The following is a 20,955-nucleotide window of genomic DNA, read 5'->3' on the forward strand; positions in this document are numbered from 1 at the left end:
GACTTACGGGCGCGGAAGCTGCTGACTAGAGAGAATTTCTTTCCCGCGTCCGCTCATTCCCGCGCAGACGGTTACTTCGGCAGGGCGAAGGCGATGAGCTGGTCGCCGGCCTTGGTGCGGGACTTGGCGTGCCCGCCGGCGGCGATGACCACGTATTGGCGGCCTTGCCAGACATAGGTCATGGGCGTCGCCTGGCCCCCGGCCGGCAGGCGGCCCTTCCAGACTTCCTTGCCCGTGCGGGCCTCGAAGGCGCGCAGGTAATTGTCCATGGCGGCGCCGATGAAGACCAGTCCGCCGGCGGTGACGATGGGGCCGCCGAAGTTGGGGGTGCCGGTGCGGCGCAGGAGGAATTGTGAACCGGGAACAAGGTCGCGGGTGGTCCCGAGCGGAACCTGCCACAGGATCCTGCCATCATGCAGATCGACGGCGGCCAACTGGCCCCAGGGCGGTGGATTGCAGGGCAGGCCCAGGGGGGACCGCAGCAGCTCGCGCTTCATCCCGTAGGCCGCACCCGCATTGGGGCTGATCTCCAGGTCGGGCCGGGCCGCCTTTTCGGCGGCGTAGGCCCTGCGTGGGATCAGGGTCACTTTGTGCAGGGCGCTGGAGGTGTTGACGATGGCCACGCCCAGGCCGGGATCGAAGGCGATCCCGCCCCAGTTCGAACCGCCGCCCGTAAAGGGATAGACAATCGTCCCTTGGGTCGACGGCGGGGTGTAGATCCCGTCGTTGCGGGCGCCCCGCATCAAGGCTGCGCAGGCCTTTCTCTCCCAAGGCGTGATCCCGAAGGCCTCGGCGGTAGTGATCCGTTGGGGCGCAAGGGGCGGCGGGGCGACGGGAAAGGGTTGGGTCGGCGAAAGCTGGTCCCCGATCGCGCCGCTCCGCGGAACCGGGCGCTCCACGACCGGGATCAGGGGCTGGCCGGTCTCGCGGTTGAGGGTGAAAAGCAGACCCTGCTTGGTGGGCTGAATCACGGCGGGTGCGGTCACGCCCTTCCAGGTGACGGTGGCCAGGGTTGGCTGGGCTGGGAGGTCATAGTCCCAGACGTCGTGATGCGTGGTCTGGAACGCCCAGACCACCTCGCCGGTGGCCGCCCTCAGGGCCACGACCGAGTTGGCGTGGCCGGCGTTTCCGGGCCGGGCCGCGCCGTAGAAGTCCGGGCTGGGGCTTGAGGTCGGCAGGAAGACCAGGCCCCGCGCCTCATCGACGCTCATGGGCGCCCAGACATTGGCGGCGCCGGACCGGACGGCGGGCCGGGCCCCAGCCAGGGGATCGAAGCGCCACTTCAACCTGCCGCTGACCGGATCAAAGGCGTGAACCGCGCCGGAGGTCTCCACCTGGCGCTGGTTGTCGTCGATGGAGGAGCCTGTGATCACAACACCCGCGACCACCACCGGGGGTGAGGTGATCTGGGCGCTGCCGGGCCGGGAGAGGCTGACGCCCGGTATGGCGTCCACGAAGCCGGCGGCGCCGAAACCCCGGCAGGGCATGCCCGTCCGGGCGTCCAGGGCGAACAGACGCCGGTCGTTGGTCGCGGTGAAGATCCGCTCGGCGCAGGGGGCTCCCGCGGGCGCCGTTGGGTCCCGCCACCAGGCCACCCCCCGACAGGCGTAGCTGTTCGGATAGTGGACGCCCGCCGCGATTTTCGGGTCGAAGGTCCAGAGCGGTCGGCCTGTTCCGGGATCGAGGGCGAACACCGTGTTGAACGGCGAGCAGGCATATAGCCGGCCGCCGGCCAGGATCGGCGTGGCTTCGAAGGCGGCCCGTTCGATATCGCCAGCATGGGTTTTCAGGACGCCGGTGGAAAAGGACCAGGCCGGCTTCAGCCGGCCGACATTGGCGAGGTTGATCTGGGCGGCCGGCGAATAGCGGGTCCCGCCAGCGTCGCCACCATAGTGGGTCCAACCAGCGTCGGCGGCTCCAGCCTCCGAAGCGGCGAGTCCCATGGTCAGGACAACGGCGGTGAACAGACCCGGTTTCAGCACCGCATGATGAGGCGTCCGGCGCCGCTCCGGGTCAAGAGGTTGTAGGCCGCCGCCGCCGCAACAGCTCCGCGCAGCCGGCCAGGTAGAGGGCGATGGCGATTTCGAAGGCCACGCCGGTGGCGTCGCCGGGATCGACCGGGTCGCCGGGCAGCATGGCCTGGCCGAACAGGGCGATCATCATGTTGTTGGCCAGGTGGGCGCCGATGGCGAACTCCAGCCCGCCCAGGCGAATGGCGGTCCAGGCGAAGGCGGCGCCGATGATCGCCCGCGCCACCAGGGCGTAGGGGCTGAACTCCAGGTGGACCAGGGAGAACAGCAGGCCGGAGACCAGTATGGCCAGGTAGGGCTTGCCGGTCAGGGCCTGGGCCTGTTGCAGGACATAGCCGCGGAACACCGCCTCCTCGGCCCAGGCGGCCAGCAGGAAGCCGACGGCGCTGGCCGCGACATAGATCATCCGCACCTGGAACGCCGCGCGGTCGTCGAAGATCGGCGCTCCGGCCGACAGGGAGGCCTCGCCGTGCATCAGGCCGGCCACCTGGGACAGGACTACGGCGCCGGCCAGGCCCAGGCCGAAGCCCAGGGCCAACTGGCGCCAGCGGAAGCGCGGCGCGGCGGTGATCCAGCTGCGCAAGGGCCGGTCGAAGATGCGGGCCGCCGCGATCAGGGCGCCGAGCGCCGCCGCCCCCAGGGCCAGGCTGATCTCCAGCACATAGAGCGCCGAGCGCAGCAGGGGCGGTGGCCCGGCGATGGGATCGGAGTTCAAGAGGTCGATCCCCAGGGCCGCCAGGGCCTCGACCATCACCCCTGTCGCGATGACCCCCAGGATAAAGGCCAGGGTCAGGCCCGCCGCGGCCATGGCCAGCACCCGCGGCCAGGACCGGTCGCGGGGACCGGCGGCGGCCAGGAACGGAGCCTCGTCGAGGGCGGGAAGGGCGCTCATGCGGCGAAGGTTAGCCTGGGTCGGGGTGAGCCGCTATGCTCAGGCCCATGCGTCGCACCCTGCCCCTGATGCTCGTCCTCCTGACCGCCGGCGCGGCCCATGCGGCCGACCCCGGCGCGGATCCCAGGGCGGATCGGGGAACGATGCAGCAGAAGGACACCTTCCGCGACGCGGCCCTGGCCCCGCTGGAGGATCTGAACCTCAAGCAGCAGGGGGTGCCCGACGTGCTCGCGCGGGCCAGATCCAATCCTTACGACCTGACGGGCCTGGACCGCTGCGAGGGGATCGCCGGCGAGATCGGCCGCCTGGACGGCGCCCTGGGCCCCGACCTGGACGAGGCCCCGCCGCCCGATGAGCGCACGAAGCTGCAGAAGGCCGGCGGCGCGATCAAGGACGCTGGTGTCGCCGAGGTGCGCGCCGAGACCCGTTCGGTGCTGCCGTTCCGGGGCTGGATCCGCAAGCTGACCGGCGCCGCGCGGCACGAAAGGAAGGTGGCCGAGGCGATCCGCGCCGGCGAGGTGCGTCGGGGCTATCTGAAGGGCGTTGGCATGCGGATGAACTGCGCCCCGCCGGCCGCGCCGTCCTGGTTCACGCCCGCGCCGCCGCCCAGCGCGCCGGAAAAGGCCAAGGGCGCGCTGGAGGCCCTTTGGCTCAAGCTGCTCGCCTGGTTCCGGAGCTGGTGGCCGTTCTAGAGCGCGTTCCGATAAGTGGACGCCGGTTATCGGATCAAAACGCGCGGGTCCAAGCTCTCAGGCCGCGGCGGCGCGGCGGGCGCGGGCCTGCAGGATGCGCGGGCCGGTGTCGTCCAGCCGCACGGCGGTGAGCACCCCGGTCGCATAGACCCCGGTGTCGATGCCGATCCGGGCCGGCAGGACCTGCGGCTCCTCCATCGGCGTGTGGCCGTGGACAATGATCTTCTCGAACCGGCCGGGCGCGGTCAGGAACTCCTGGCGGATCCAGATCAAGTCCTTCTCGGACTGTCGGGACAAGGGCACCCCAGGCCGAACACCGGCATGGACAAAGGCGTAGTCGCCAACCTCGATCATCAGTTCGAGATTGCGATAGAACTCCAGGTGCTCTGCCGGCAGGGCTTCAGCCAGGGCTTCGGAGGCCTTGATCCAGGCCTCGGTGTCGGTGCGCTGGGCCGGCGGCTGGACGCCGTAGGAGGCCAGGGTGGTGTTGCCGCCGAAGTCCGCCCAGGTGGCGCCGAAGCTCGGCTCCTCCAGGAACTGCAGCAGGGCCTCCTCGTGGTTGCCCTTCAGGGTCCGGACCTCGAAGGCGGTCTCCCGCATCAGGCCAAGGATCCGCTCCACCACCCCGGCCGAGGCCGGGCCGCGGTCCACATAGTCGCCCACAAAGATCAGCATTGGCCGCTCGGCCGGCTGCGAGGCCAGGGCGTCCTCGGCGATGGTCAGGATCAGGGGATCGAGGGCGTCCAGATGCCCGTGCACATCCCCCACCGCATAGACGAGCCGTCCGCCGGTGGAGGCGGCTGCAGGCTTGGCCTTGGGTTTGAAGAGATTGCGGAACACCGACGACAAACTCCTTGAACGCACCGCAACATAGGCGCGCAGGGCTTAAGCTTCAACGAAGGCCGCGACCTTGAGGTTGCTGGCGGCTCGGCCCTGCCTGGCCTAGCCTCACACACCCCGACGTGCGGAGCGGTCCATGAGCAAGGTTCCCCAGATCACCCTGGCCTTCTGGGTGTTGAAGATCCTCGCCACCACCCTGGGCGAGACCGGCGGCGATCTGGTCTCGATGACGCTCGGCCTGGGCTATGCGGCGGCGACGGGCCTGTTCTTCGCGGTCTTCCTGGCCCTGGCCAGCGGCCAGGTGCTGGCCCGCCGCTTCTATCCGTTCCTCTATTGGGGCGTGGTTCTGGCCACCACCACCGTCGGCACGACCATCTCCGATTTCCTCGATCGCACGGCGGGGCTCGGCTATCTCGGCGGCGCGGCGGTGCTGTCGGCGACCCTCGCGGCTGTGCTCGCGGCTTGGCGCCTGACGCTGGGCGCCATCGCCTCGGATCACATCTCGGATCGGCGCCATGAGAGCTTCTACTGGCTGACCATCCTGGTCTCGAACACCCTGGGCACGGCGCTGGGGGATTTCCTGGCCGACGATTCCGGCCTGGGCTACGGCGGCGGCGCCCTGCTGATCGGCGCGCTCATCGCCGCCGTGGCCGGCGCCCACCGCTTCACCCGCCTGCCCAAGACCCTCCTGTTCTGGGTCGCCTTCGTCCTCACCCGGCCCCTGGGCGCGACGGTCGGCGACCTGCTGACCAAGCCGCACGCCAAGGGCGGCCTGGACCTGGGCACAATCCCAGCCTCAGCCCTCATCGCCCTGGCGGTGGTGGTCGGGGTGACGGTGGTCTATCGCGGGGGGCGCGGGGCGGCCGGGGCCTCAGCCTAGGCGTCCGTCCCGTCCCTCAGTCGGCCGATCACGTGCGGTGATCCCCCGCAAAGGGTGACTGACCGTCGATTCGGGAAGTTTCCTGGGACAATCCAATCTCTTGAGAGAGATTGGTGGAGCCGAGGGGAATCGAACCCCTGACCTCCTCATTGCGAACGAGGCGCTCTACCATCTGAGCTACGGCCCCAGGAAGGCGCGGAATAAGCGTTTTCGCAGGGGCCCTGTCAAGCGGAAGAAAGCGGCTGGGCTGTCGCAGGCGGGGCGGGGCGCTTGCCAGTGGGCCGCAAGCCCCGCTAAACCCGGCTCAACAGACCTGGAAGGCACATGGCCACCCTCATTCTCTTCGTCTTTGGCGTGCTCAACGCCCTGATCAATGTCCTGGTCTTCGCGGTGGTCGCCAGCGCGATCCTGTCCTGGCTGGTGGCGTTCGATGTCATCAACCTGCGCAATCCGCTGGTGAACCAGGTGGTGCGGTTCCTGGACGCCATCACCCGGCCGATCCTGCGGCCGTTCCAGCGGATCATTCCGCCGCTCGGCGGGGTCGACATCAGCCCGGTGGTCGCCCTGATCATCATCACCGTCGCCCAGAGCACCCTGCTGCCGGGCCTGCGGAACTGGCTGCTGGGCCTGGTCGGGGGCTGAGGCGCGTGCGGCTGGCGGTCCGGGTGACGCCCAAGGGCGGCCGGGACGCCGTGGACGGCTGGGGGCTCGATCCCGCCGGCCGGCCGCTATTGAAGCTGCGGGTCAGCGCGGCGGCCTCGGATGGGGCGGCCAACGCCGCCGTCATCGCCCTGCTGGCCAAGGCCGTGGGGCGGCCCAAGTCCGCCCTGACCATCGTCTCAGGCGAGACCTCGCGGGTGAAGCTGATCGAGATCGACGGGCTGGAGGCTGAGGGCTTGGCGGCCAAGCTCGGGGCCCCGCCTTCCTGAGGGCGGGACTACTCGTCCACGAACCACACGAACCATACGAACATCCAAAGTTCCGCTCACCCCGGCGAAGGCCGGGGTCCAGGTCATAGGGCGCGGCGACCGTCATCTGGTTCCCGGCGTTCGCCGGGATGAGCGGCTATATATGTTCGTGTGGTTCGTGGACCAAACCCTGCCAACCCTTACGGATTGTACGCCCGCTCCCCGTGGGTGGAGACGTCGAGGCCTTCCTCGATGTGCTCGTCGCGGGCGCGCAGGCCCAGGGTGGCCTTCAGGGCCAGGGCGAGGATCAGGCATGCCACGCCGGACCACAGGCAGGTGATCACGACGCCCAGGGCCTGGACGCCGAACTGGCGGCCCATGTCCATGCCCTCGGCATAGCCCGCGCCGCCCGCGGCCGGCGAGGCGAGGACGGCGACCAGCAGGGTCCCCAGGATGCCGCCGACCCCGTGGACGGCGAAGACGTCCAGGCTGTCGTCGATGCGCAGCTTGTGCTTCACCAGCTCCACCGCCTGGTAGCAGACCAGGCTGCCGGCGGCGCCCAGGACCACGCCGCCCAGGGGGCCGACGAAGCCGGAGGCCGGGGTGACGGTGGCCAGGCCCGCGACCACGCCGGTGACCAGGCCAACCATGCTGGGCCGACCGAACCGGCGCCATTCGATGAAGGCCCAGACCAGGCCCGCGGTGGAGGCTGACAGGTGGGTGGCGATCAGGGCCGAGCCCGCGTCGCCATTGGCGGCCAGGGCGCTGCCGCCGTTGAAGCCGTACCAGCCGACCCACAGCATGCCGGCGCCGATCATGGTCATGCCTGGATTGTGCGGCGGCGAAAGGTCCCGCGGATAGCCGTCGCGCGGCCCCACGGCCCAGGCCATGACCAGGGCCGAGACGCCGGCCGTGGCGTGGACGACCAGGCCGCCGGCGTAGTCCATGACGTGCAGCCCGGCCAGCCAGCCGCCGCCCCAGACCCAGTGGCAGACCGGGGCATAGACCAGGAACAGCCACAGGCCGGAGAAGACCAGCACGGCGGAGAACTTGATGCGCTCGACAAAGGCGCCGACGATCAGGGCCGGGGTGATGACGGCGAAGGTCATCTGGAAGCCGAAGAACACGCTTTCCGGCAAGGCGCCCACCACCGCATGGCGGGCGTCGTGCATCAGGCCGAACTTGGCGAGGTCGCCGATCCAGCCGCCGGTTCCGGAGAAGGACAGGCTGTAGGCGCCCAGCAGCCACAGGATCGAGGCCAGGCAGGCGATGGCCACGCAGTGGGTCATCACCGACAGCACGTTCTTGGACCGCACCAGGCCGGCATAGAACAGGGCCAGGCCCGGCAGGGTCATGAACAGGACCAGCGCGGTAGCGCTGAGGATCCAGGCGGTGTCGCCCGCATTGACGGCCATGGTGTCGCTTCCCCCCTCGCGTGACCGGGCGCCGGTCTTCGAACAGGGTTATTGCCAGAGCCGCGCGCCGGAGGGCGCCCGGTTTTTCAGCGGCTCAGCGACTTTTTTGGCGGAGTGTGACCGGAAACTAGGCCGCTTCGGCGATGGCGTCTTCGGCGCCGGCCGGGATCACCTGGTCCAGGGCCAGCAGGCTGACGATGGCGGCGTCGATGGTCATGACCCCGGCCACAAAGGCGTTGGAGTCGCGACTACCCACTTCCGGGGCGGCCTGGATCAGGCCCTCGGTCACTGTCAGGATGTCAGAGACGGCGTCGACGACCAGGCCCACCTGGGCCTCGCCGATCTGGGCCACGACGACGACGGACGAGGCGCCGGGATTGGACGGCCCCAGGCCCAGACGGGCCGACAGGTCGATGACGGGCAGGATGGCCCCGCGCAGGTTCATCATCCCCAGCACATGCGGCGGGGCATGAGGCAGGGGGGTGGCGGCGGACCAGCCGCGGATCTCGCGGACGGCCATGATGTCGATGGCGTAGGCCTGGTCGCCGATGCGCACCGAGATCAGCTCGGCGCCCGGCGCGGGGATGCGGGTGTCACCCATGGGACATGGAACCTTTCAGGTCGAGCGCGTCTTGATCGCGTCCAGTGTTGGGGGACAGAAACACACTTGGCCTTTGCGCCCGGTTAACATGCTGGATGTTCACGCTTTTTTACCATAACCCTTGTGGGCGGCGCGGGGGCCGTGGCAGGAAATAGCCATGAGCCGCGCCGACCTCGCCCGCAAACTCGCCGACGCCCGCCGTATCGTCGCCTTCACCGGGGCGGGAATCTCCACCGAGTCCGGCATTCCCGATTTCCGCTCGCCGGGCGGGGTGTGGAGCCGGATGAAGCCGATCACCTACCAGGAGTTCGTAGGCTCGGAGGACAAGCGGCGCGAGGCCTGGACCCGGGCCTTCACCGGCAAGGCCGGCTGGACCGGCCGGGCGCCCAACGCCGGTCACTTCGCCCTGGCCCGGCTGCATGACCAGGGCCGGCTGTCGGCGGTGATCACCCAGAATGTCGACAACCTGCACCAGGATTCCGGCCTGCCGGCCGAGAAGGTGATCGAGCTGCACGGCAACGCCAGCTTCGCCACCTGCCTGGCTTGCGGATCGCGGCATGAACTGGAAGAGCTGCGCGGCCCCTTCCTGGATCACGGCGAGATTCCGCACTGCCGCGATTGCGGCGGGCTGGTGAAGACCGCGGTGATCTCGTTTGGCCAGTCCATGCCCTCCGGACCCATGGCGCGGGCGGAGTTCGAGACCCTGGCCTGCGACCTGTTCCTGGTGCTGGGCTCGTCGCTCACCGTGTTCCCGGCGGCTGACTTTCCGATCCTGGCCAAGCGCAACGGGGCGACCCTGGTGATCCTCAACCGCGAGCCCACCGACATGGACCAGATCGCCGACCTGGCGCTTCAGGATGAGATTGGACCCGCTTTGAGCGAAATCATCGCCTGAAACCGCCAATTTTCAGGCTTTCGGGGGTTCGCAAGCGGACGCTGAGGCAGTATGTGCCTCGGCCATGATCCATCCCAAGAATAACAGCTTCAACGACCGTCAAGCGGCGAGCGCCGCCGCCAAGAAGGCCCTCCTCGAAAAATTCAAGCCGAAGCCGCACGTTCCGGACCTGCAGCTGGAGCAGCGCAAGGCCGAGCGCGAGCTGGAGCTCGAGCTGATCCGCGAGGAACGCCGCAAGGAACGCGAGCAGCGCCGTGCGGTGAAGGCTGTCGAGGACGCCAAGCAGCGCGAAGAAGAAGAGCTGATGGCCGAGGCCCGTGAACTGGCCCTGCGCGCGGCGCAGAAGGCCGCCCGCGACGCCCGCTACGCCGCCCGCAAGCAGCGCCGCAAGTAGACCGCGGCGCAAGAGCCCTTTCCGATCTGACTGAACCCGTCAGATCGGATAAAAAAGGGCTCGAATTCAAAAGTTCAGAGCATTTTCGACCCGATAGCCGTTTCGCACTTATCGGAAAACGCTCTGGTCAGCTTCGACCCCCTCATTTTGGGTTAATTGTGCGGCGCCGCATCTTGGCTTGCCGGGGGGCGCGTGCATAGATGCTGGCAATTGCAGCCCCTAGTTGGTGAACCCCATGTTTGTCGCCTTGATCCTGTCCGCCGGACTGGTCGTCGCCGCCGATGCGACGCCCGCCGCCTCGACCACCCAGACCACGACGGCCGCCGCCGCCGCCACCGCCAAGCCGCAGAAGATCTGCAAGAGCATCAAGACGCTCGGCAGCCGCCTGCCGGTGAAGAAGTGCCAGACTGTGGAAGAAGCCGCCGACGAAGAGGCCCAGGCCCAGCAGGCGGTGCGCGACATGCAGCGCAGCGCCCCGCCGCCCAACCAGTAAGATCTGCTCAGGCCTCGCCGGTGAGATCCCGGCGGGCCTTTTCCAGTTCCTCGGCGTAGCGGCGGGTGGCGTAGGCCTCGGTCAGCACGCCCAGGACCTGGCCGTCGGCATCGACCACCGCGAGCTCATCGCTCTGGGCCCGGTCGAAGGCGGCCATGATCTCCTTGATCGACATTTCCGGCGCAAGAACCGCCTGGGCGTTGACCGCCAGGGCGGCCAGCTCGCCCTCGCCCCCGCTATCGTTCAGGTCGGCTGACCAGGCCGCCGCCACCGGCGCCAGACCCGCATAGCGGCCTTCCGCGTCGGTCAGCACCACCCGCTTGGCGGCGCCCAGGGGGAAGCGGCGGCGGAACTCGGCCAGGCCGGTGTCGGTGGGAACCGCCGGCACATCCTTTCGCATCATGCGGCCCGCGGTCAGGGTGCGGATCCAGCCCACATCGTGGGCGGATCGGATCGTCTCCCCGCGCAGGTGCAGTCGCCAGGTGGAGAAGGAATAGCCAAAGGTCTCGCGCACCACGGCCGAGGCGATCAGCGAGGCCACCAGGGTGGCGGCGGTGACGCTGAAGTCGCCGGTGGTCTCCAGCACCAGAAAGGACATGGTCAGCGGTCCGCCGATGATGGCGACGCCCAAGGCCCCCATGCCGACCAGGGCGGCCACCGTGCCGTTCAGGTGGGGCAGGCCGGGCGCCAGGTTGATCAGTTCTGCGAAGGCCTGGCCTTCCAGGGCGCCCAGGAACAGGGCGGCGAAGAAAAGGCCGCCCCGAAAGCCGAAGCTGAGCGAGATGATCGAGGCCGCCGCCTTCATGGCGATCAGGAGCAGCAGCATCTTCAGGCCCAGGTCGCGCTCCAGGTCCAGAGCCAGGGCGCCGTGGCCCGCCGACAGGGTCTGGGGCGTATAGAGGGCGATCCCCGCCAGCAGCATCCCGCCCAGGGCCGGCCGCAGCCATAGGGGAACCGGCAGCTTCACCGTCCAGCGCTCGGCGGTGGCCACCATCCGCATCAAGGCGACGCCGAACACCGCCGTCGCCAGGCCGAGCAAGGCGTAGAGGCCGTAGACCGGCCAGTTCTGGATCGCCTCCACCGTGCTCGACAGCTTGTAGGTGTCGCCGCCCAGGCTGCGGGCCACCAGGACCGCGGCCAGGGCCGCGGCGGCCACCGGGGCGATATTGGCCACGGTATAGGCCCCGATGACGATCTCGAAGGCGTAGAAGGCCCCGGTCAGGGGCGCGCCGAAGGCCGCGGCGATGGCCGCGCCGGCGCCCGCCCCCACCAGGGTGCGCAGGTCGGCCCGGCGCAGGGCCAGGGCCCGGCCGATCATCGAGCCGGCGGCTCCGCCGGCCTGGGCGTAGGCCGCTTCCAGCCCGACGCTGGCGCCTGATCCGTTGGAGACCAGGGTCTGTGCGCAGATGAAGGCGCTGTCGCGGACCGACATGGCGCCGCCATGCAGGGCGTTGGCCTCCACGGGGTCGACGGCCCGGGTGGTGCGCCAGCGCGACCAGGCCCAGGTCATCAGGCCCAGCGCCAGGCCCCCGGCCGGAATGAACAGCACCCGCCAGGGTGTGATGGCGGCCTGGGCGCTCAGCCTCTGATCGGGATCGAAGGCGAACAGCAGGATCTGCAGCCCGTGGGCCAGCTTGGCCTGGACCACCGCCAGGCCGCCGGCCGCAGCCCCGGCCAGCACCGCCACCGCGATCAGCCATAGCTCGCTTGAGCGGATCTGGCGCCGGACAAAGGCGAGCCCGCGCAGCGGCAGGGAGACGGAGCGGGCGGTCGAGACCTGGACCATGAGTGTCCGTAACAGGCTTTCGTCACCGCCGGAACACCTGCCCCCCACGCCCCAGGCGACTGTAAACAATAGTAAAACCCTAGGAATTTCGGCGCCCTGGCGGCCCGCCAAGGGTTAAGAGGCGGTGAAGAGCTTGAGCGACGCCGGAGGGATGTCATGTCGGAGAAACTGGTTGAACTGGCGGCCGCCCGCGGATCGCGACTGGCCCGCACGCCTGTGGCCCACCCCTTGAGCGCCGAGATCGCCGAAGCCCTGATGTCGCTGAGCGGCGAGGCCCACCGCGACGTGGTCATCTCCCGCATCGCCCAGAACCGCCATCGCGACGCCAAGCTCGCCAGCCCGGCCCTGCGCGAGGAGATCCTCACCACCTTCGACGCCCACTGCCAGGTGGGCGAGGCGCCCGGACTGTTCCGGCTGGTGTTCGGCCCTGGCTCGCACCGCTGGGCCCTGACGCCTCAGGCCCGGATGTTCCTCGAGACCCGCGGCGAAGCCTGATCCCAGCTTGAATTCGGGGCCGGACAGGGCGAGGGTCGCCGCGACCTTCGCGGAGAGCCCATGTCCGTCCCAAGACCCTTGTCGACCACCGCTGTCCCGATCCTGCTTGGCCTGACCCTGGCCGGTTGCGCGGGACCGCGGGTGCTGACCAGCCTGGCGCCGGAGAGCGGCGCGGTTCCGGCCGGCAAGACCGTAGTCCTGCTCACACCGCCCGAGGCCTCCAGCGCCGCGGCCGGTCTCGCCCAGACGCGGCTGGCCGCCCGCGGTCCCGTCGCCGGCCAGGCCCCTGACCTCTACCTGCAGGTCGGCGACAGCGCCCGCCCCGGGACCATCGGTGTCATGGGGCCGCTCGCCACACCCGCCGCAGCCCCCGCCTGGATCGAAATCCCGCGCCGCAAGGCCTGGATCGGCGGCGCCAAGCCGGTGCGCACGGTGGAGGTGGCGGTGCTCGACGCCAAGACCGGCGCGCCCCTGGCCCGCGCCCAGGCCAGTGACCGCAAGGCCGGGGATCGGCAGCCGTTGTCCGTCCTGGTCGACGCCGCCCTGGCGCGCCTGGGCCTGGTCGCGCCCGCGTCCTGAGCCAGATCAGGCCTGAGGCACGCCAAGGCTGAAGATCGCCCCGCGGCCCGGCGCGCTGTCACAGGCCACGAACCCGGACTGCCGTTCGGCCACCACCCGCACAAAGCTGAGGCCCAGGCCCGCCCCGTCGCTGCGCCCGGCGTCGAACCGCTGGAAGGGCTGGAACAGCCCCGCCAGGGCCGCCTTGTCCAGGCCCGGCCCCTCGTCGGCGATGCGCAGCACCCATTGGCCCGCCCGGCCGCCGCGACCCTTGGCCAGGGTGCAACGGATGGTCCCGCCGGCCGGGCTGAACTTCACCGCATTGCCCAAAAGGTTGCCGACGGCGCGGGCGGTGAGCGAGGCGTCGCCGCGGGCCAGGGCCTCGTTGGGACCCTGGGCCTCCAGCTTCAGGCCCTTGGCCTGCCATTGCGGCCACAGGTCGTCGGCGGCCTGGGCGACGATGTCGGCGAAGTCGAAGGTCTCGGCGCGGACCGGCCCGCTCTCGGCCCGGGCCAGCTGCACGAAGCCGTCGGCCAGGGCCAGGGTCTTCCTGGCGTAGCCGGCGATCCGGTGGGCCAGGCCCTGGGGGTCGGCGGCGGCGTCGGGATTGTCCAGCAGGGCCAGGATCGAGCTCTGGGGCGAGCGCATGTCGTGGGTGAGCAGCTGCAGGGCCTGCTCGCGCTGGCGATGGGCGGCTTCCAGGGCGGTGACATCGGCCAGCCGCAGGATCAGCCCGCCCGCCTGCCGCGCCGCCAGGCCGACCTGCAGGGTGCGGCCGTCGGCCAGGCGGACCTGATGGCCCTCCAGCGCGGCCGGCGGCCCGTCGAGCGGCTCAGCCGACGCCAGCCGACCGGCCACCTCGGCCCAGGCCTTGTCCGCCAGGGCCTCGTCGAACAGGGCGCGGGCCGCGTCATTGGCCATTTCAACCTGGTCGCCGACCCCCAGCACCAGGGTGGCGTCCGGCAGGGCGGCCAGGGCCTCGGCGGTGAACCGGCGCAGGGCGCTCATCCGCACGATGGCCCGGTCCAGCAGCCAGGCCTGGCGGCCCACCAGGTCGCCGCCGGCTGGCGGGGCCTTGGGGAGGTCGGCCATGGCCGGGTCGGCGGCCAACCGGTCGATCTCGGCGGCCAGGAAGGCGCTGGCCGCGGCCAGCCTGCGCCAACCCCAGAGCGGATAGGCGACCAGCAGGCCCAGCAGGGCCGGGGCAGGCATGAGCCAGATCCTTAAGCCCGCCAGCAGACCGGCGCTGAGGCCCAGCACGCCGACGCCCAGCGCAAGGCCCACCACCATGGCCCGCCGCGGCGACAGGGTCAGCATGGCGGTCATCAACAGCCAGACGGCGCCCAGGCCCAGGCCCAGGGACCAGAGCGGCCCGGCGGGGCGGACCTCGCGCCCCTGCAACAGGCTCGACAGCACATTGGCCTGGAACTCGACCCCCGACAGGTCCCCGCCTCTGCCGCCCACCGGGGTTGGGAAGCGGTCACCCATCCCGGCCCCGGTCGCGCCCACCAGGACGAGGCGGTCGCGGAACACCTCAACCGGGACCTCGCCGGCCAGGACCTGGGCGAAGGAGACGGTGGGAAAGGCGCCGGGCGGGCCGGCGAAGGGAACGATCAGCTCGTCCGGCGGCCGGGCCGCCTTGGGCCGGGCCAGGCGGAAGGCCTTCAGGGCCAGGTGGTCGGTCCAGGCGCCCGCCCCGCCGTCGCGCAGGTGGACCCGGCGCAGCATGCCGTCGGGATCGTAGCGGACATTGACCTGACCCAGCCCCGCCGCCGCGCCAGCCAGGGGCTCCGGCGGCCGGACCAGGGTGAAGGGCGCGCCGTTCGGCCCCGGCGCCTGCATGGTCAGGGGCAGCAGGGTGCGCACGCCCCGCATGGACTGGGCCAGCGCGTGATCGTCGGCGGAGGGCTCCAGGAACAGGATGTCATAGACCACCGCCTTGGGCTTCGCCTGGGCCAGCTGGTCCAGCAGCCGAGCGTGGACGGCGCGGCCCCAGGGCCAGCGGCCAAGCTCAGCCAGACTGCGGTCATCGATGGCGACGATGACCAGCTCCTTGGCCGGCGGCGGCGGGTTCAGCAGGGCCAGCCGGTCATAGATCAGGTTGTCCGCCCGCCCGAGCGCCCCGGTCAGGGCGCAGGCCGCCACGGCCAGCGAGGTGAGCAGACCCACCAGCAGCCATTCGCGGCCGAGACGCCACCGTTCCCCGGCGGCCACAGGGCGGGACCGGGGCATGGCTTACTGGCCGATCTGCAGGTCCTGGAACGCGCCCACCTTCACGCTGGGCGGCTGGCCCGGCTTGAACCGGGTGGCGATCACCCGCCAGCGATAGGCGCCGGGCGGCAGGTCGGTGAGGCTGACCTCGGGCTCGGCCAGGCCGGGCAGGTCGGCATAGGGCGTCGGGCTGTCGCTCCGGAACACCTGCAGCTGGAAGATCCGGGTCCCGGCGCCGGCCGAACTCCAGCGGAACTTGAATTTCTTCATCTTGCCGGCGGTCTCGGCCTGGGGCTGGCCGGCGTCCAGCACGTTCAGGTCGCGCTCGAATCCATAGTCGCGGGGCAGGCCTTCCAGTCCCTCGGCGTCGATGGCGGTGGCGCGCACGAAATAGACCCCGTCCGGAACCTGCTCGAAGACGGCGGCGGGACCGTCGGTCTCGGTCTCGGCGAACACGTCGACGAAGCCGGCGTCATTGGCCAGTTGCAGATGATAGCGTGCCGCGCCCGCTATCGGTTCCAGGGTGAAGGTCACCTTCGGGTCTTCCTGGGTGCGGCCGCCGCGCACCAGGGCCGGAGCCGGCAGCAGGGCGCGCGGGGCGGACACGCCGGACGCCGCGGCGCGGGCGCCGAACCCGGCCGGCACCGGTGTTTCGGTGGGCGCGGAGGCGGGAGCGACGCCCACCACGCCCTTGATCACCTCGGCCTGGGCGGTGGCGCGGCCCGGATCATAGGACACGCGGTATTCGGTGCCGCGCACGGCGGCGACGCTCAAGGGCGTGCGGATCAGGAACTGGCTATCCGGGGTCGGCATCGGCGTGACCTGGGCCGCCCCCTTGCCAAGCTGGATGTCGAAGGTCCGCTTCAGCCCCCCGGTCAGGAGGACCTGGCGCAGGCGTACGATCGCCAGGGTGGAATTGGACGGCAGGCTGACCCGGCTCTCGTCGGGCAGGGCCAGGGTGGCGAAGGCGTTGGGGCCGGTGGCGATCTGGTCGCCCTCCTGCAGCACCATGTCCCGGGCGGGCGTGATGGCCCGGCCGGCGCGGGTGATCGTCACCCGGCCGCTGAAGGCGGCCAGGGCCGCGGGGATCGGCTCGGATTTCAGCAGCGGATAGGGAATGGTCAGGGAGGAGCCCGCCGGCAGCCGACGCGGATCTTTCACCCGGTTCAGCTTCTGCACCGCCCGATAGTCGGCCGACTTGACCAGGTAGCGCCCGCCCAGGCCGATCAGGGTGTCGCCGGCCTGGACCTTGTAGGTCACAGGCGGCTCGCTGGGCGCAGCGCCGGCGCGGGGCTGCGCCGCCGCCGAAGGGGCCGCCAGCACCATGACCGCCAGCATGGGGGCCGCGGCCAGTCCTGCTGTCATGGTCCTCATGCCGCGCCGTCCCCCTGCAGGCCTGTCGTCGGCTCCAGCCGATAGCCGAAACCGTAGATGGTCACGAGGCGAAATCCATGTTCAGGGCGAAGTTCAAGCTTGGTGCGCAGCTTGGACAGGTGGGCGTCCAGGGTGCGGGTCTCCAGGTCCGGGCTGTGGCCCCAGACGGTCTCCAGGAGATAGTCCCGCGACAGGGCGCGGGCGGCGTTGCGGAACAGCACCAGGGCCAGCTGCAGCTCCTTGGCGGTCAGGTCGCGGCGTTGGCCGTTCAGGTATATCCGCTGTTCGCCGGCCACATGCCGATAGGGGCCGAAGTCCTCCGGCCCGGCGGGCGGCGGAGCGGGAAAGGCCCGGCGCAGCAGGGCGGCGACCCGGGCGGTCAGCACCGCCGGCTGGATCGGCTTGACCACATAGTCGTCGGCCCCGGCCCCCAGGCCCTGGACGATGTCGGCCTCCTCGGCCCGGCTGGTGATCAATAGCACCGGCGGCGGCGCCGGCCCCTGGCGCAGTTGCTCCAGCACCTCGATGCCGCTCATGCCCGGCATGTTCCAGTCCAGCAGCAAGAGGTCGAAGGTCTGGCGGCGCAGGTCGCGCAGGGCCGCGTCTGGCCGCTCGAAGAGCACAGCCTCATGCCCGGCGCGGGCCAGAATCCCCGCGATCAGCTCATTGTGCGCGGGGTCGTCATCCAGGACGGCGATTTTCATAGGGCGGGGGAGAACCCTTGGGGGACGAGGAGGGACCCTTCGGAACGAAGCCCCAGCTTAGGGGCTTTGCCCCCCGGTATGAAGCCGCCCTACCTAAATTGGGCCTAGCGCGCCAGGGGTCCTTAGGCGCCGCTTGAAGTGGTGTTTTTACAATTGTTTACACGGCCATGGGATGACGCGGCGTTCTGCCGCGCCCTAGAACTCCACCCAGAACGGGGCGCCGTCCCGGCTCTGGCGTCAGAGACTTCGAGGGTGTTGGAATGCAGATCGACCTGGTGGATTCCGAAGCCGCCGCGCCGGGAGCCCTGATGGCCGCCGCCCTGGCCGTGGAGGGCTTCTGCCTGCGCCGGGCCGAGGCGGTGACGGGCGTCCACGGCCTGGGGCCGACCGCCGCCGTGATCTATCGCACCCTGTGTGTCGCCGCCGTCAGCGGGTCGGGGGAAGCCGACGCCGAGGGGGGGCTGCGCTGGGTCTCGCGCACCTCCTTGGCCGAGAGCTGCGGCCTGCCGCGCGAGACCGTGCGGCGCAAGTGCGAGGTGCTGGTCGAGGCCGGCCTGATCCATGGCGACCGGGTGCGCGGGGTGACGCCCAAGCGCGAAGCCCTGGCCGCCAGCCTGGGCCCGGGCAGCTGGGACACCCTGATCCGCGACCTGCGCCACCTGACTGATGCGCTACATCGGCTGGGCGTCCTGAAGGCCTGACCTGGACTTCTAGCCGAGCCCGATCCAGTCCGAGGCCAGGGCGGCCAGGTTGACGCCCACCAGGGTCAGGGTGTCGGCCCCCAGGGTGACCACCGTGTCGGCGCCCGACATCGCCACGCTCCAGCTGGCCCCGCCCTCGATAAGGATCCGGTCGCCCTGGGCGTAGTTGAAGTCGGTGATCCGGTCGTTCCCGGCGCCGGAGAAGAAATGGAAGATGTCGGCGCCCGCGCCACCGGCCAGGGTGTCATTGCCCCGATCCCCGAAAACGATGTCGTCGCCCGCGTCGCCGGAGACGCTGTCATCCCCCTGTCCGCCGCGCACCACGTCATTGCCGTCACCGCCTGACAGGGTGTCATTGCCCAGGTTGCCATAGACGATGTCGGCGCCCGCATCGCCATAGAGCAGGTCGTCGTTCTTGCCGCCGACCACCCAGTCGTCGCCCGCATTGCCGTGGGCGGTGTCGTTGCCGACATTGCCGTTGATGTCGTCAAAGCCGGACCCGCCGCTCAGCAGGTCGGCGCCGTCATCGCCACGCAGGACGTTGGACCCAGAGCCCCCGGCGATCACATCGTCACCGGCTCCGCCATTGACCACGTCATCGCCATCACCGCCATCCAGCACGTCATCGCCGGCCCCGCCGGAGATATTGTCCGCGCCCGACAGCCCGCGCAGCACATCGCCCAGGGTCGAGCCGGTAATGGTGTCGGCCCCGGCCAGCATGGAATTGATCGCCGCCGTCCTGTCCCCCGCCGCGGCCCAGCGCAGCAGGTCAACGACGGGCAGGCTCACGCCGGAGATGTCGAACACCGTCGACCCGCCCTGGGTCTCCAGGATCCGGGTCAGGGTCCCGCCGGACAGGGCGCCGGTCAGCGACAGCGAAAACTGGCCGTAGAGCGTGTCCAGGGTCTGGCCGTTGACGCTGGTCAGCTGCCCGGCCACCGAGGCCGACAGGCTCCGCGTGAGCATGGACAACAGGTCCACCTGCTCCAGATCGACGGAAACCCCGCCCAGGGTGATCACAGCCATGTCCGGCCCCCCACGGTTAAGCGGGGTCAACCTTGCCGGGCATATGCTGAGAAAGGCTGAAGAGGGAGAAATGGTGCCGCCTAGGTGACTCGAACACCTGACCTACGCATTACGAATGCGCCGCTCTACCGGCTGAGCTAAGGCGGCCCCGCGGGGCTGGCGCCCCGAAAGCGCGGGCTATTTAGCGGCTCTCGGGCCGCTCGCCAAGCGTCTGCGTCCAGATGGCCGTCTTTGGGCTGGCCGGGGCGTGGGTGGAAGCGGCGGCGGAGGCTCGTCGTCGTCGAAGAAGCCCTCGTCGATGGGGTAGGGCGGGGCGGCGCCGGGCTCGGCGGCCAGGAGGGGCGCGGGGTCGGCGTAGGAGATCGGCAGCTCGGGCAGTTCGCTCATCACCCGCTCGGCCCGTTCGTGGCGCGGATGGATGAGGTCTCCGGTCTCGGCGTAGCTGGTGACCAGCCGCGCCCAGTCGCCGGGCTGATAGGCGAAGGCGCGGCCTTCCGGGTCCAGGTCCGACCAGTCGGCTTCGCGCGGGGCGGTGACCCCGCGGGCCATCCAGACCCGAGCCTCGTCGGGCCGGCCGCCCAGGAAGGCGACGCGGGCCATCAGGCCGGCGATGCGGGCGGTGACCGGTTCGGCCTCCAGGGTCTTGGCGGCCTCGGCGGCGGCCGTGGCGTCGCCGGACACCAGGGCCGCCTCCACCGCCAGGATGCGGCTTTCCCGGGCCGGGGCGTTGAGCGCGGCCAGGGCCGCAAGCCGCGCGGACCGCTGGCGCGGGGTCTCATTGGTCTTTAGATCGCGATAGGCCAGCCACAGGGCCGGGTGCGGCGCGACCTTCCAGGCGGCCTCGATGACCTGGACAGCCCGCGAGGGCTTGCCTTGGGCGGCCAGCAGGCGGGCGGCCATCACCACGCCGGGGGCGAAACCGGGCGCCAGCTTGGCGGCCTCAGCGGCGAAGTCGGCGGCCAGGGACCGGGCCTTGGCCTCGGCGGTGGACTCAAGGCCTGCGGCGGAGGCGGCGGGCAGGGCGGCGCGGCCGCGCTCGGCGACGATGGGCGAGACGATCTTGCGCTCCAGGGCGGCCTTGACCAGGTCGCGGGCCCCGTCCCAGTCGCCATCGGCCAGCCGGGCCTCCAGCAGGGCGCGCCAGGCCCAGCGAGCGGCCTTGGCCTGGCCATAGGCTTCCTCGGCGTGGCGCAGGGCGGTGGCCCGGTCGCCCTGGCCCTGGGCCAACAGCATCAGGCCCTTGTGGCCGGCCAGGCGCATTTCCGGAAAGCCGAGCATGGCGGAATAGGCGGCCTGGGCGGCGATGACGTCGCCGGCGGCTTCCGCCGCCTGGGCGGCCAGCAGGCGCACCAGGCCCGGCGCGTCCTCGGCCAGGTCGGCGGCCTTGGCGGCCAGCCGCCGCGCCTCGGTCCCGTCCCCCGCCGCCACGGCCAGGAAGCCGCGGGTCAGAACTTCGCCCGCCTGGCGGCGACGGGTCTCCTGGCGGGTACGCTCGGCCCGGCGCGGGGCTTCGATCACCCACAAGAGCAGCCGCCAGAAGGCCAGGGAGGTGAGCGCCCCGAACAGGGTCAGGACCACCAGGGCGGCGGCGGTCATGTCCGCGCGCCAGCCCATCCAGATGATGCTGGCGTGACCCGCCTCGCCGGCCAGGGCGAGGACAGCCACCGCCAGGGCCAGGACGACGACGACGGCGACGCCGGCGCGGATCACTCCGGCCCCCGCGCCATATGGGCCAGATCCTCCAGGGCTTCAGCCCGGATGGCGGCGGCGCGGCGGTCGATCTCGGCCCGCCGTTCGGCCCGCGCCCGCCAGGGGGCCATGGCGTCGCGCCCGGCCTGGGGCAGGGCGTCCAGTTCGCGCAGCGCCCGGTCGATCTCGCCCTCGCCGACCAGGGTCTCGGCCTTGGCCAGCGCGGCGTCGGCGCCTTGGCCCGGCACCTCGCCCACCCGGCGCAGCATGATCACCCGCGACAGGGCGGCCTTGATCTGGGCCCACAGGCCGTTCTGGGCGCCCAGGCCGCGCGAGGCGACGGCGGCGCGGGCGGCGTAGTCGGGATAGTC

21 protein-coding genes, 2 tRNA genes and 1 pseudogene are annotated in these 20,955 nt (G+C 70.9%); 10 read left to right on the plus strand and 14 right to left on the minus strand.

From position 1 onward, the window contains the following. Nucleotides 1-71: 71 nt before the first annotated feature. Together ACFQ27_RS12125 and ACFQ27_RS12130 are read right to left on the minus strand one after the other, a co-directional pair. Entirely contained in the window at nt 72-1,982 is a 1,911-nt protein-coding gene (locus tag ACFQ27_RS12125) for a pyrroloquinoline quinone-dependent dehydrogenase (protein ID WP_377353766.1), read from the minus strand. A gap of 31 nt (nt 1,983-2,013) precedes the next feature. Then, the gene (locus tag ACFQ27_RS12130; RefSeq protein ID WP_377353767.1) at nt 2,014-2,922 is read right to left on the minus strand and encodes a CPBP family intramembrane glutamic endopeptidase; all 909 of its coding nucleotides are present in this window, start codon (nt 2,920-2,922) and stop codon (nt 2,014-2,016) included. A 47-nt stretch (nt 2,923-2,969) separates the two neighbouring features. Between ACFQ27_RS12130 and ACFQ27_RS12135 the strand changes: the two genes are divergently transcribed. Beyond that, nucleotides 2,970-3,614, plus strand: coding sequence for a hypothetical protein (locus tag ACFQ27_RS12135; RefSeq protein WP_377353768.1), 645 nt, complete (start codon nt 2,970-2,972; stop codon nt 3,612-3,614). A gap of 57 nt (nt 3,615-3,671) precedes the next feature. Here the strand turns inward: ACFQ27_RS12135 and ACFQ27_RS12140 are convergent, their stop codons facing one another. After that, nucleotides 3,672-4,454, minus strand: coding sequence for a metallophosphoesterase family protein (locus ACFQ27_RS12140; protein WP_377353770.1), 783 nt, complete (start codon nt 4,452-4,454; stop codon nt 3,672-3,674). A gap of 136 nt (nt 4,455-4,590) precedes the next feature. Between ACFQ27_RS12140 and ACFQ27_RS12145 the strand changes: the two genes are divergently transcribed. After that, a complete protein-coding gene (locus ACFQ27_RS12145; RefSeq protein WP_377353771.1) occupies nt 4,591-5,334 on the plus strand; it encodes a COG4705 family protein in 744 nt (247 codons plus the stop codon). A gap of 111 nt (nt 5,335-5,445) precedes the next feature. On the opposite strand, the gene ACFQ27_RS12150 is transcribed toward ACFQ27_RS12145, so the two are convergent. Then, nucleotides 5,446-5,521: transfer RNA gene (locus ACFQ27_RS12150), tRNA-Ala, on the minus strand. Between the two features lie 137 nt (nt 5,522-5,658). Here ACFQ27_RS12150 and ACFQ27_RS12155 point away from each other — a divergent pair. Both ACFQ27_RS12155 and ACFQ27_RS12160 read left to right on the plus strand, forming a co-directional pair. Continuing rightward, a complete protein-coding gene (locus ACFQ27_RS12155; RefSeq protein WP_374344007.1) occupies nt 5,659-5,976 on the plus strand; it encodes a YggT family protein in 318 nt (105 codons plus the stop codon). Between the two features lie 5 nt (nt 5,977-5,981). Beyond that, the gene (locus ACFQ27_RS12160; protein WP_377353772.1) at nt 5,982-6,263 is read left to right on the plus strand and encodes a DUF167 family protein; all 282 of its coding nucleotides are present in this window, start codon (nt 5,982-5,984) and stop codon (nt 6,261-6,263) included. Between the two features lie 179 nt (nt 6,264-6,442). On the opposite strand, the gene ACFQ27_RS12165 is transcribed toward ACFQ27_RS12160, so the two are convergent. Then, nucleotides 6,443-7,657 (minus strand): ammonium transporter, encoded by a 1,215-nt coding sequence (locus ACFQ27_RS12165; protein ID WP_377353774.1) that lies wholly within the window; start codon nt 7,655-7,657, stop codon nt 6,443-6,445. A gap of 127 nt (nt 7,658-7,784) precedes the next feature. Then, entirely contained in the window at nt 7,785-8,258 is a 474-nt protein-coding gene (locus ACFQ27_RS12170; RefSeq protein WP_374344013.1) for a chemotaxis protein CheW, read from the minus strand. 157 nt (nt 8,259-8,415) lie between these two features. Here ACFQ27_RS12170 and ACFQ27_RS12175 point away from each other — a divergent pair, with 157 nt between their 5' ends. The 3 genes from ACFQ27_RS12175 to ACFQ27_RS12185 all read left to right on the plus strand — a co-directional run bounded on the left by ACFQ27_RS12175 (nt 8,416) and on the right by ACFQ27_RS12185 (nt 10,040). After that, nucleotides 8,416-9,153 (plus strand): SIR2 family NAD-dependent protein deacylase, encoded by a 738-nt coding sequence (locus tag ACFQ27_RS12175; RefSeq protein ID WP_374344015.1) that lies wholly within the window; start codon nt 8,416-8,418, stop codon nt 9,151-9,153. Between the two features lie 64 nt (nt 9,154-9,217). After that, nucleotides 9,218-9,547, plus strand: coding sequence for a DUF6481 family protein (locus ACFQ27_RS12180; RefSeq protein WP_374344017.1), 330 nt, complete (start codon nt 9,218-9,220; stop codon nt 9,545-9,547). A 235-nt stretch (nt 9,548-9,782) separates the two neighbouring features. Next, nucleotides 9,783-10,040 (plus strand): hypothetical protein, encoded by a 258-nt coding sequence (locus tag ACFQ27_RS12185; RefSeq protein ID WP_374344019.1) that lies wholly within the window; start codon nt 9,783-9,785, stop codon nt 10,038-10,040. 7 nt (nt 10,041-10,047) lie between these two features. Here the strand turns inward: ACFQ27_RS12185 and ACFQ27_RS12190 are convergent, their stop codons facing one another. After that, entirely contained in the window at nt 10,048-11,826 is a 1,779-nt protein-coding gene (locus ACFQ27_RS12190) for a chloride channel protein (protein ID WP_377353775.1), read from the minus strand. A 156-nt stretch (nt 11,827-11,982) separates the two neighbouring features. Here ACFQ27_RS12190 and ACFQ27_RS12195 point away from each other — a divergent pair, with 156 nt between their 5' ends. Together ACFQ27_RS12195 and ACFQ27_RS12200 are read left to right on the plus strand one after the other, a co-directional pair. Next, nucleotides 11,983-12,321 carry a hypothetical protein gene (locus ACFQ27_RS12195; RefSeq protein ID WP_374344024.1) on the plus strand — a complete coding sequence of 113 codons (339 nt, stop codon included), beginning with the start codon at nt 11,983-11,985 and terminating at the stop codon, nt 12,319-12,321. Nucleotides 12,322-12,381: 60 nt separating this feature from the next. Beyond that, on the plus strand, nt 12,382-12,900 hold the full coding sequence (locus ACFQ27_RS12200) for a hypothetical protein (protein WP_377353776.1): 519 nt from the start codon (nt 12,382-12,384) through the stop codon (nt 12,898-12,900). A 6-nt stretch (nt 12,901-12,906) separates the two neighbouring features. Here ACFQ27_RS12200 and ACFQ27_RS12205 read toward each other — a convergent pair whose 3' ends face one another. From ACFQ27_RS12205 to ACFQ27_RS12215, 3 genes are read right to left on the minus strand one after another with little or no spacing between them, the layout of a single operon-like run. Then, the gene (locus ACFQ27_RS12205) at nt 12,907-15,111 is read right to left on the minus strand and encodes a CHASE2 domain-containing protein (protein WP_377353778.1); all 2,205 of its coding nucleotides are present in this window, start codon (nt 15,109-15,111) and stop codon (nt 12,907-12,909) included. A 3-nt stretch (nt 15,112-15,114) separates the two neighbouring features. Further along, nucleotides 15,115-16,464 carry a FecR domain-containing protein gene (locus tag ACFQ27_RS12210; protein WP_377353780.1) on the minus strand — a complete coding sequence of 450 codons (1,350 nt, stop codon included), beginning with the start codon at nt 16,462-16,464 and terminating at the stop codon, nt 15,115-15,117. Then, a complete protein-coding gene (locus tag ACFQ27_RS12215; protein ID WP_377353781.1) occupies nt 16,461-17,168 on the minus strand; it encodes a response regulator transcription factor in 708 nt (235 codons plus the stop codon). The genes ACFQ27_RS12210 and ACFQ27_RS12215 overlap by 4 nt, the downstream gene beginning before the upstream one ends. 260 nt (nt 17,169-17,428) lie before the next feature. Here ACFQ27_RS12215 and ACFQ27_RS12220 point away from each other — a divergent pair, with 260 nt between their 5' ends. Beyond that, nucleotides 17,429-17,869 carry a hypothetical protein gene (locus ACFQ27_RS12220; RefSeq protein ID WP_374344034.1) on the plus strand — a complete coding sequence of 147 codons (441 nt, stop codon included), beginning with the start codon at nt 17,429-17,431 and terminating at the stop codon, nt 17,867-17,869. 9 nt (nt 17,870-17,878) lie between these two features. Here ACFQ27_RS12220 and ACFQ27_RS12225 read toward each other — a convergent pair whose 3' ends face one another. The 4 genes and pseudogenes from ACFQ27_RS12225 to ACFQ27_RS12240 all read right to left on the minus strand — a co-directional run. Beyond that, nucleotides 17,879-18,895: a calcium-binding protein gene (locus ACFQ27_RS12225; protein ID WP_377353782.1), complete on the minus strand. Its 1,017-nt coding sequence runs from the start codon at nt 18,893-18,895 to the stop codon at nt 17,879-17,881. Nucleotides 18,896-18,966: 71 nt separating this feature from the next. Next, nucleotides 18,967-19,042: transfer RNA gene (locus ACFQ27_RS12230), tRNA-Thr, on the minus strand. A gap of 30 nt (nt 19,043-19,072) precedes the next feature. Continuing rightward, complete coding sequence (locus ACFQ27_RS12235; protein ID WP_377353783.1) at nt 19,073-20,605, minus strand: heme biosynthesis HemY N-terminal domain-containing protein; 1,533 nt, start codon at nt 20,603-20,605, stop codon at nt 19,073-19,075. Next, nucleotides 20,602-20,955: pseudogene (locus tag ACFQ27_RS12240) on the minus strand (hypothetical protein); the annotation flags it as partial. The gene ACFQ27_RS12235 and the pseudogene ACFQ27_RS12240, both read right to left, overlap by 4 nt.

This window comes from Phenylobacterium conjunctum, assembly GCF_042679085.1.
GTDB classification, from domain to species: domain Bacteria; phylum Pseudomonadota; class Alphaproteobacteria; order Caulobacterales; family Caulobacteraceae; genus Phenylobacterium; species Phenylobacterium conjunctum.

Bases quoted from the DNA above. Each gene is read 5' to 3' on its own strand.
- ACFQ27_RS12200 (WP_377353776.1), top strand. From the start codon at position 12,382: ATGTCCGTCCCAAGACCCTTGTCGACCACCGCTGTCCCGATCCTGCTT.
- ACFQ27_RS12210 (WP_377353780.1), bottom strand. From the start codon at position 16,464: ATGAGGACCATGACAGCAGGACTGGCCGCGGCCCCCATGCTGGCGGTC.
- ACFQ27_RS12185 (WP_374344019.1), top strand. From the start codon at position 9,783: ATGTTTGTCGCCTTGATCCTGTCCGCCGGACTGGTCGTCGCCGCCGAT.
- ACFQ27_RS12195 (WP_374344024.1), top strand. From the start codon at position 11,983: ATGTCGGAGAAACTGGTTGAACTGGCGGCCGCCCGCGGATCGCGACTG.
- ACFQ27_RS12135 (WP_377353768.1), top strand. From the start codon at position 2,970: ATGCGTCGCACCCTGCCCCTGATGCTCGTCCTCCTGACCGCCGGCGCG.
- ACFQ27_RS12225 (WP_377353782.1), bottom strand. From the start codon at position 18,895: ATGGCTGTGATCACCCTGGGCGGGGTTTCCGTCGATCTGGAGCAGGTG.
- ACFQ27_RS12175 (WP_374344015.1), top strand. From the start codon at position 8,416: ATGAGCCGCGCCGACCTCGCCCGCAAACTCGCCGACGCCCGCCGTATC.
- ACFQ27_RS12170 (WP_374344013.1), bottom strand. From the start codon at position 8,258: ATGGGTGACACCCGCATCCCCGCGCCGGGCGCCGAGCTGATCTCGGTG.
- ACFQ27_RS12165 (WP_377353774.1), bottom strand. From the start codon at position 7,657: ATGGCCGTCAATGCGGGCGACACCGCCTGGATCCTCAGCGCTACCGCG.
- ACFQ27_RS12130 (WP_377353767.1), bottom strand. From the start codon at position 2,922: ATGAGCGCCCTTCCCGCCCTCGACGAGGCTCCGTTCCTGGCCGCCGCC.
- ACFQ27_RS12220 (WP_374344034.1), top strand. From the start codon at position 17,429: ATGCAGATCGACCTGGTGGATTCCGAAGCCGCCGCGCCGGGAGCCCTG.
- ACFQ27_RS12180 (WP_374344017.1), top strand. From the start codon at position 9,218: ATGATCCATCCCAAGAATAACAGCTTCAACGACCGTCAAGCGGCGAGC.
- ACFQ27_RS12145 (WP_377353771.1), top strand. From the start codon at position 4,591: ATGAGCAAGGTTCCCCAGATCACCCTGGCCTTCTGGGTGTTGAAGATC.
- ACFQ27_RS12215 (WP_377353781.1), bottom strand. From the start codon at position 17,168: ATGAAAATCGCCGTCCTGGATGACGACCCCGCGCACAATGAGCTGATC.
- ACFQ27_RS12155 (WP_374344007.1), top strand. From the start codon at position 5,659: ATGGCCACCCTCATTCTCTTCGTCTTTGGCGTGCTCAACGCCCTGATC.
- ACFQ27_RS12190 (WP_377353775.1), bottom strand. From the start codon at position 11,826: ATGGTCCAGGTCTCGACCGCCCGCTCCGTCTCCCTGCCGCTGCGCGGG.
- ACFQ27_RS12205 (WP_377353778.1), bottom strand. From the start codon at position 15,111: ATGCCCCGGTCCCGCCCTGTGGCCGCCGGGGAACGGTGGCGTCTCGGC.